Below are 8,168 nucleotides of genomic sequence, written 5' to 3'. Positions count from 1 at the left end.
ACAGGCATGTGCGTGGCGGACGCACCGGGCCGCGGGGTATCCTCTTCATCGTCGCGGCCATCGTGGCCAAGTTCGATCTCCATCTCAAAGCTTTCGCTCAACGGTTGCAACAGGCGGGAAAACCCAAAATGCTCATCCGCATCGCGCTAGCCAGAAAACTGCTCGTCATTCTCAATGCAAAAGCACGCGACGCGCGAGCCGAGTTCGCCAATGCAACTTGACACCCCAGATAGTCGCTCTCCCCCGCTTCGCGAGGGAGAGAAAGGAGCCTGGCTGGAAGCGCAGGTCCTGCACGAAAACTGCACGTTCCTGCGGAAAACCTCCTCCGCTCCGCCCTGCCGTTTCCATGGGGACATAAGACAACAGCGCCATGCAACAGCGAAACACCCCCCGTTGGCTACTGCCGTACCGGCTCCGCAACGAAAGCTGGTGGCTGGTCGATCCGCCTCGCAGCGAGGCGACGCTCCTCCCTTTCGTCCGCACACCCAGACATGTCGGTTGTATCACCAGGAAAGTCCGCTCATGACATCGTTTCTTTCGGGTGCGCCGGGCTATTGCAGCCGCTTCGGCATCGCCGTGCTGCTGGTCGCGCCGGCGGATTTTTTCTTCTATGGCCAGCCCGTCGGCATCACGGTTTTCCTGTTCGCCATCTTGATCGCCGGCGCGGTCGTGGCCGTGCATCCCGCTGCATTCAGCGACGGCAAGGTCTGGCTCAAGCCAGCCGCCCTGTTCCTCGCGCTGCTGCCGCTGGCCGAAAATGTCAGCGTGCTGTCCGTCACCATCGCGCTTGTAGCGCTTGTGGTGTTTGCGCTTTCGCTGACCAAGCGGTTGCGATACAGCCCCGCCCGCATTGCCGGCCAGGCGGCACTGTTCCTGCTCGCCGGACCCTTCCGCTTCGTTGGCGACTTCTTCCGCTGGCGCCAGGCGGCGCGCCGGTTTGGCCGGCGGCGCATCCGCTTCGCCGCGCTGGCCGTGTGGATCATGCCGCTGGTGCTCGGCGTGGTGTTTCTCGCGCTGTTCGGCGCCGCCAATCCGGTCATCGATTATTGGTTCTCGCTCATCGACCTGATGGCGCTGCTCGACCTCATCCAGCTGATGCGGCTGGCCTTCTGGCTGGCGGTGCTTGTCGTCGTCTGGGCTTTCCTGCGGCCGCGCCTGCCGCGTCTCCTGCGCCGCATTCCTCGCAAGATGCCTCCCAGGCCTGTAAGCGCGCCCTCCGCGACAAAGGCCGGACCGATCATCGAGGACATCATCTTCGGCAAGGCCGCCATTCTGCGCGCGCTGATCGTCTTCAACATCCTGTTTGCGCTGCAGACCGGGCTCGACGCCACCTATCTGTGGGGCGGGGTCGCGTTGCCCGACGGGCTGAGCTACGCCTCCTATGCACATCGCGGCGCCTATCCGCTCATCGTCACCGCGCTGCTTGCCGCCGGTTTCGTGCTGGCGGCGCTCCGGCCCGGCAGCGAAACCTCGGCCGATCCGCTGATCCGCCGGCTGGTCTATGCCTGGGTGGCGCAGAACATCGTGCTGGTCATCTCATCGATCCTGCGGCTCGATCTCTATATCGGCATCTATGCGCTGACCTACTGGCGCATCGCCGCCTTCGTCTGGATGGGACTGGTGGCGGTAGGTCTTGCCCTCATTGTCGCCCGCATTGCGCTTGGAAAATCCAATGAATGGCTGTCCTCCGCCAATCTTCTGACGCTATCGGCGACGCTTTATGCCTGCTGCTTCATCAACTTTGCGGCGCTGATCGCCAACTACAATGTCGACCATTCCCTTGAAATGTCCGGTTCCGGCACGCCGCTCGATGCCGAGTATCTGCGCTCATTCGGCGCCGTCGCCCTGCCGGCACTGGATCGCTACTACATGCATCAGACCGGACATCTGACCACCTGGGTGGCCGACCTGCAGATGGCCGACGACTATATCGCCGAGCAAAAGAAGTGGCGCGCCTGGAGCTTTCGCGGCTGGCGGCTGACCAGGGTTCTCGACAACAGAGGCCCGCTCGTGCTTCCTCCACCTTCCCAGCCTTCCATGCCGGACCGCTAGATTCATGCCGCATCACATCCTCGTCGCCGACGATGACCCGCATATCCGCGAGGTGATCTGCTTTGCGCTGGAAAAGGCCGGCATGAAAACGCAAGCGGTGGCCGACGGCGCCGCCGCTCTGATGGCCATCGAACGTCGGGCGCCCGATCTTGTCGTGCTCGACATCGGCATGCCGGAGATGGATGGGCTCGAAGTCTGCCGGCGGCTCAGGCAACGCTCCGATGTGCCGGTGCTGTTCCTGTCCGCGCGCGACGAAGAGATCGACCGCATCCTCGGGCTCGAAATGGGCGGCGACGATTATGTCACCAAACCGTTCAGCCCGCGCGAACTGGTCGCCCGCGTCAACGTCATCCTGCGGCGCGCCCGCCCGGCGCCGGAAACGGCCGACGACCGGCATTTCGCGCATGGCAAGCTCAGCCTGGTGCCGGCCAGCCACGCCGCCAGTTTCGACGGCAAGCCGCTGGCGCTGACGGGGATAGAATTCTCGATCCTTAGAGGATTTCTGGCGCGGCCGGCACATGTGCTCGACCGCGACGCGGTGATGGCCAGTGCCTATGCCGCCAACATCCATGTCGCCGACCGCACCGTCGACAGCCATATCCGCAACATCCGCGCCAAGCTGGCTGCGGCGGGTTGTCTGGACGGCATCGAGACCGTGCATGGCGTCGGCTTCCGGCTTGGCCGATGCAGCGCGTGAGCGCCCGCAAATGGATCGGCAGCAAATGGCGGCCGCGCCTGGCCACTGTCGTCGTCGCCATCCTGATCATGGTGATGGCGCTGCCGCTGGTCGGGCTGTTCTTCTTCCGGCTCTATGAAAACCAGCTGATCCGCCAGACCGAGGCCGAGCTGATCGCGCAAGGGGCCGTGCTCGCCGCCATCTATGCGCAGGATGTGCGTGACGCCGGCATTCCCGTGGAGAAGTTCGGTGCGCCGATGCCGGAGACAGGAAGCGGCGATGCGAGCCGAAGCGACAATTCTGATACACTATACAATCCGATCGAGCCGCGCCTTGATCTTGCCTCGGACACTGTTCTGCCAACCCGGCCCGCGGCGCAGGTAGCAACCATCGATCCGGCTTTCGCTGCCATAGGCACACGCCTGTCGGGTATCCTGAGCGAGACCCAGAAAACCACGCTGGCCGGGTTTCGGGTGCTCGACCCCTCAGGTATCGTCATCGCCGGGCGCGACGAGATCGGCCTGTCGCTCGGCGATGTCGAAGAGGTGCGTGCGGCACTTGCCGGCCGCTATGCCAGTGCGCTCAGGCTGCGCATCCCCGACCAGCCAACGCCGCCACTCTATTCGGTCAGCCGCGGCACCAAGGTGCGCGTCTTCGTCGCCATGCCGGTTGCGGTCGCGGGCCATGTCGCCGGCGTCGTCTATCTGTCACGGACGCCGAACAACATCATCAAACATCTCTATGGCGAGCGCGGCAAGGTGACGCTGGCGGCGATCGCCATTCTCGGCGGTACGCTGCTCATCGGCCTGGTCTTCCTGCGCACCGTCAGCCGGCCGATCTACGCGCTGATCGACCGCACCGAGCGTATCGCCGCCGGAGACCGCGCGGCGATACGGCCGCTCGACCATCACGGCACGCGCGAAATGGCCGAGCTTTCCGCCGCCTTTCTCGACATGGCGGAAAAACTGCAGGCGCGCTCCGACTCGATCCAGACCTTTGCCACCCATGTCTCGCATGAGCTCAAATCGCCGCTGACGGCGATCCAGGGGGCGGCCGAGCTGCTGCGCGATTCCGGTAGCGCCATGGACGAGGCCGAGCGGCAGCGGTTTTCCAACAACATCGTCACCGATGCCGGGCGGCTCAATCTCCTGGTGCGGCGCCTGCTCGACCTGGCGCGGGCCGAAAATCTGGCGCCGAGCGGTGAAAGCACATCGCTCGGCGCCGCACTGGCGCTGCTGCCAGCCGAGGAGAGGGTGGCGGTTCGCATCGAGGCGGGCGGCGATATCGTTCTGCACATATCGGCGGAAAACGCCGCGATCGTGCTGGCCAATCTCATCGACAATTCGGCGCGGCATGGCGCGACGCTGGTTTCGATTGCGGCGGCGAGCACGGGCGGCAAGGCGACGGTCCTGGTCAGCGACGACGGCGCCGGCATTTCGCCGAGCAACCGCAGCAGGATTTTCGAGCCGTTTTTCACCACGCGCCGCGACAGTGGCGGCACCGGCATGGGGCTCGGCATCGTGCTGGCCCTCCTGAAAGCGCATGATGGTACGATCCGCCTGGTTGACTCCGGGCGCGGCACGCGCTTCGAGATTGTCGTGCCGGTTGCGTAAAGGACGCAGGCGGCGAAGCGGAGAAAAAATGCGCTACGACATCGTCATCATCGGCGGGGCCATCGTCGGGTCCTCGATCGCCTATTATCTGCGCGAGGAAGGCTTTTCCGGCTCGATCGCGCTGGTCGAGCGCGACCCGCAATTTGCGCATGCGGCGACGACATTGTCCTGCGCCTCCATCCGCCAGCAATTTTCGATCCCGGAAAACATCCGGCTGTCGCAGTTCACGCTGAAACTGTTCCGGCGGCTGACGGAAACTTTTGGCGCTGACGCCGATATCGGCTTTCGCGAAGGCGGCTATCTGATCCTCGCCGGCGAGAACGGGTTGCCGATCCTGAAGGCGAATCACGAAGCGCAGATGGCCGAGGGCGCCGACATCGTGCTGGAGGATGCCGACCAGCTTACGCGTCGCTTCTCGTGGCTGTCGGCCGAGGGCATCACCGCCGGCGCCTACGGCCGCAGCGGCGAGGGCTGGTTCGACGCGCATGCGATGCTGATGCTGTTCCACAAGGCGCTGCGCGCGAAAAAGATCGATTTCATCACCGCTGACGTCACCGCCATCGAACGACAGGGCGACCGCGTCACCAGCGTCAGCCTCGGCAATGGCGACAAGCTGGAGGCCGGCACCGTCATCAACGCCGCCGGGCCGAATGCCGGCAAGGTGGCTGCGATGGCCGGGCTGGCGTTGCCGGTGGAGCCGCGCAAGCGCAATGTCTTCGTCTTCGAGGCGCGCGAGAAATATGCCGACATGCCGCTGCTGGTCGATCCCTCCGGCATTTATGTCCGGCCGGAAGGCTCGGTCTACATCACCGGCGGCGCCGAACCGGAAGAGGGCGATGGCCCGGCTGACCCCAAGGATTTCGACGTCGACTGGCCGCTGTTCGAAGAGGTGATCTGGCCGGTGCTGGCCACCCGCATTCCCGCCTTCGAGGCGATCAAACCGACGCGCGCCTGGGCCGGCCATTACGACTACAACACGCTCGACCAGAACGCGGTGATCGGCCCGCACCCCGAGATCGGCAATTTCCTGTTCGCCAACGGATTCTCGGGCCACGGCCTGCAGCAGGCGCCGGCAGTCGGCAAGGCGCTGGCCGAGTTTCTGGTGCATGGCGGCTACCGCACGGTGGATTGCTCGGCGTTTGGCTACGGCCGTGTGGCCGAGGGCAGGGCGTTCCGGGAATTGAATGTGATTTGAGGGGTGCTTCTTCCTTCTCCCCCTGTGGGAGAAGGGAAGGCGCGTCTCACGGCATCAGGCTTTGCGGCCGAACCAGAAGGCGTCGGGCATGCGCTTCATGCCGATGCGTTCGTAGAAGCCGACGGCGTCGGGCATGGAGATCAGGCTGATGGCGACGGATGGCCCGAGCTGCCGGCGCGCTTCATCCATCAGGCCCTTGCCGATGCCGAGCCCTTGCGCCGAGGCGGAAACGGCGAGTTCGGAGATGTAGCAGACCCAGGAGAAGTCGGTCATGGCCCTGGCAACCCCGATCAGCGGCTTGCCTTCGATGTCGAGGCGCGCGGTCAGCACCAGATTGGCATTGGCAAGCATGGTCTTCAGCCGGGCGTCGTCACCGACGGGGCGTGTCTCGCCGAGGCCGGATTCTATAAGTACGCGGCGAAACTCGGCGGTGTCGAGCCCAGGCTCGCGGGCATAGAGGACTTTTGAAGCTGTGGTCATGCCGGGCAAAGTGCACCACAGGCCGCAGGTTTTGAAGACGCTGCGAGCGATCTTTTGATCGAGGACCAAGGCCGGCCGAAAACAGCTGCCTTTTATTTGCCCGCAGCTTTGTGTAAACCGGCGTCAGCAAATCCTCCCGCAACGAAAACACGGGCAAAAGCCATGGAAAAATTCACCAAGCTCACCGGCGTCGCCGCGCCGATGCCGATCGTCAACGTCGACACCGACATGATCATCCCCAAGGACTATCTGAAGACGATCAAGCGCACCGGGCTCGGCACCGGCCTGTTCGCCGAAATGCGCTACAATGACGATGGCTCGGAAAACCCTGATTTCGTTCTCAACAAGCCGGCCTATCGCAAGGCGCAGATCCTGGTTGCCGGCGACAATTTCGGCTGCGGCTCGAGCCGCGAGCATGCGCCGTGGGCGCTGCTCGATTTCGGCATTCGCTGCGTCATCTCGACCTCGTTCGCCGACATTTTCTACAACAACTGCTTCAAGAACGGCATCCTGCCGATCACCGTCAGCCCGGAAGATCTGGAGAAGCTGATGGACGATGCCTCGCGCGGCTCCAACGCGACGGTTTCGGTCGACCTCGAGGCCAAGGAAATCCGCGGCCCGGATGGCGGCGTGGTGCATTTCGACCTCGACGACTTCAAGCGCCACTGCCTGCTCAACGGCCTCGACGATATCGGCCTGACCATGGAGAAGGCCGGCGCCATTGCCTCGTTCGAGAAGAAGAACGCCGCCGAGCGCCCCTGGGCCTGAGCGATCTGGACGGATAGCCCGGCCGTTGCCAGCCGGGCTCGTGGCGGCTGAACGGAGGGGACCAGTCATGACACGTTTGCTTCTTGCCGGCGCCTGCGCGCTGGCGTGGATGCTGATGCCGGTGGCTGGTGCGCATGCACAGACGGACAAGGTGCTGGTGCCGGCTGAAGATCCGTCCGGCGGGGCGGACCCGGGCGCATCGAGCAATGCGGCTCTGGCCGACGATGACAGCCAGGGACCGATCCCGTTCGAGGGTGGGCAGCTGACCATCACCCAGCCTGAGCAGGACGGCGAGAAGGTTCTGGCCTTTGACGGCAAGCAGCTCGCCAGCAATTACGAGGTGTTCTTCGACAAGGTGGTCAAGGTCGGCGGCGTCAACGTCGCGCTGGTCAATGTCGGCGATGGCGGCAACCAATGCGGCCCGGCCACGGTGATCGTCTGGAAGCCGGAAGGCGGCGAGATACAAAGCACCACGGTCGAACAGGACGAATGCGGCGCGCCGCCGGCGGCGGTCGCCGACAACGCCATCTATTTCGTGCCCTATCTCCTGCCGGGCGCTTCGCAGCAGGCGCTGCAATGGTCGCCCACGGACGGGCTGACGATTTCAGGCGATCTGACTTACGCGCCGGAACCCGGCACCGACTGGAAGGACATCGACCCGTCCAAATACCAGAACATCATCGATGCCTTCCACAACGAGGCCGTCTACAAGGCGGCCGAGAAATTGCTCGGCGACAGCATGCCCGACATGGCGACCAGCCTGCTGGTCGGCGGCGGCACCGAAAAGACCGCGTCCGGCGCCTTCTATGCCAGCGGCTGCGTGCCGCATGATTGCGGCGGCAATGACGGCTTCATGGCGGTCGACCCGGTCAAGCATGCGCTCTATTTCTCCCGGCGCGGCGACAATGGCGAGCCGCAGGCGTGGCCGCCGGTGGCGGAATGGCCGGCGGATGTGAAGGAAGCGCTGGACAAGGCGCTGGGGTCGGCAAACTAGGGCTCGGCACACCATCGCGGCTTCGTCATCCACGGGCGGAGCGACGCGAAGCGGAGCGCAGACCCTAGGAACCATGCCGCGACCCTTGTCGTGGAAGCCCAGCGGTACGAGATTCTGAACCGCCACAACTCTCCTAAGTCGCGGCATGGCAACTGTGTTCACGCGAATGCGGTTTTGTCCCTGATGATAGCGTTGAGGGTGACCAGAAGCTTCCTTGCGACGGCGACGATGGCGAGTTTCTTTGATCCGGAACGTGCGGCAAGGGCGACGTAGAAAGCTTTGAACCGGTCATTGGCGCGGATGGCGCCGAGCGCCGCCATGTAGAGAGCTCGCCTGACCCGCGGGCGGCCACCTGTGATCTTGCTCCTATGTTTGAGCGAGCTTGCCGCT

The 8,168-nt window shown here is 64.3% G+C and carries 8 protein-coding genes and 1 pseudogene; 7 read left to right on the top strand and 2 right to left on the bottom strand.

The features are described 5' to 3' along the window. From AC1DVW_RS29515 to AC1DVW_RS29495, 5 genes and pseudogenes are all read left to right on the top strand, one after another. A pseudogene (locus tag AC1DVW_RS29515) lies at positions 1 to 221 on the top strand (IS110 family transposase); the annotation flags it as partial. Positions 222 to 522: 301 nt separating this feature from the next. Next, on the top strand, positions 523 to 2,052 hold the full coding sequence (locus tag AC1DVW_RS29510) for a DUF4153 domain-containing protein (protein WP_477327899.1): 1,530 nt from the start codon (positions 523 to 525) through the stop codon (positions 2,050 to 2,052). Between the two features lie 4 nt (positions 2,053 to 2,056). Further along, on the top strand, positions 2,057 to 2,749 hold the full coding sequence (locus AC1DVW_RS29505) for a response regulator (RefSeq protein WP_477327897.1): 693 nt from the start codon (positions 2,057 to 2,059) through the stop codon (positions 2,747 to 2,749). After that, positions 2,737 to 4,341, top strand: coding sequence for an ATP-binding protein (locus tag AC1DVW_RS29500; RefSeq protein ID WP_477327895.1), 1,605 nt, complete (start codon positions 2,737 to 2,739; stop codon positions 4,339 to 4,341). Before AC1DVW_RS29505 ends, AC1DVW_RS29500 begins: the two co-directional genes overlap by 13 nt. Before the next feature lie 28 nt (positions 4,342 to 4,369). Further along, complete coding sequence (locus AC1DVW_RS29495) at positions 4,370 to 5,536, top strand: NAD(P)/FAD-dependent oxidoreductase (RefSeq protein ID WP_477327893.1); 1,167 nt, start codon at positions 4,370 to 4,372, stop codon at positions 5,534 to 5,536. Between the two features lie 54 nt (positions 5,537 to 5,590). Here the strand turns inward: AC1DVW_RS29495 and AC1DVW_RS29490 are convergent, their stop codons facing one another. Beyond that, positions 5,591 to 6,016, bottom strand: coding sequence for a GNAT family N-acetyltransferase (locus AC1DVW_RS29490; protein WP_477327891.1), 426 nt, complete (start codon positions 6,014 to 6,016; stop codon positions 5,591 to 5,593). A gap of 162 nt (positions 6,017 to 6,178) precedes the next feature. On the opposite strand from AC1DVW_RS29490, the gene leuD reads away from it, so the two are divergent. Together leuD and AC1DVW_RS29480 are read left to right on the top strand one after the other, a co-directional pair. Next, entirely contained in the window at positions 6,179 to 6,784 is a 606-nt protein-coding gene (gene leuD, locus AC1DVW_RS29485) for a 3-isopropylmalate dehydratase small subunit (RefSeq protein ID WP_477270218.1), read from the top strand. 67 nt (positions 6,785 to 6,851) lie between these two features. Next, complete coding sequence (locus AC1DVW_RS29480) at positions 6,852 to 7,778, top strand: hypothetical protein (protein WP_477327889.1); 927 nt, start codon at positions 6,852 to 6,854, stop codon at positions 7,776 to 7,778. 158 nt (positions 7,779 to 7,936) lie between these two features. Here AC1DVW_RS29480 and AC1DVW_RS29475 read toward each other — a convergent pair. Continuing rightward, on the bottom strand, positions 7,937 to 8,168 hold a 232-nt coding region (locus AC1DVW_RS29475), incomplete at its 5' end, for a transposase (RefSeq protein WP_477327887.1).

This window comes from Mesorhizobium sp. P3_B5 (genome assembly GCF_056402815.1).
This window is presented reverse-complemented; position numbering and strand designations above follow the sequence as displayed.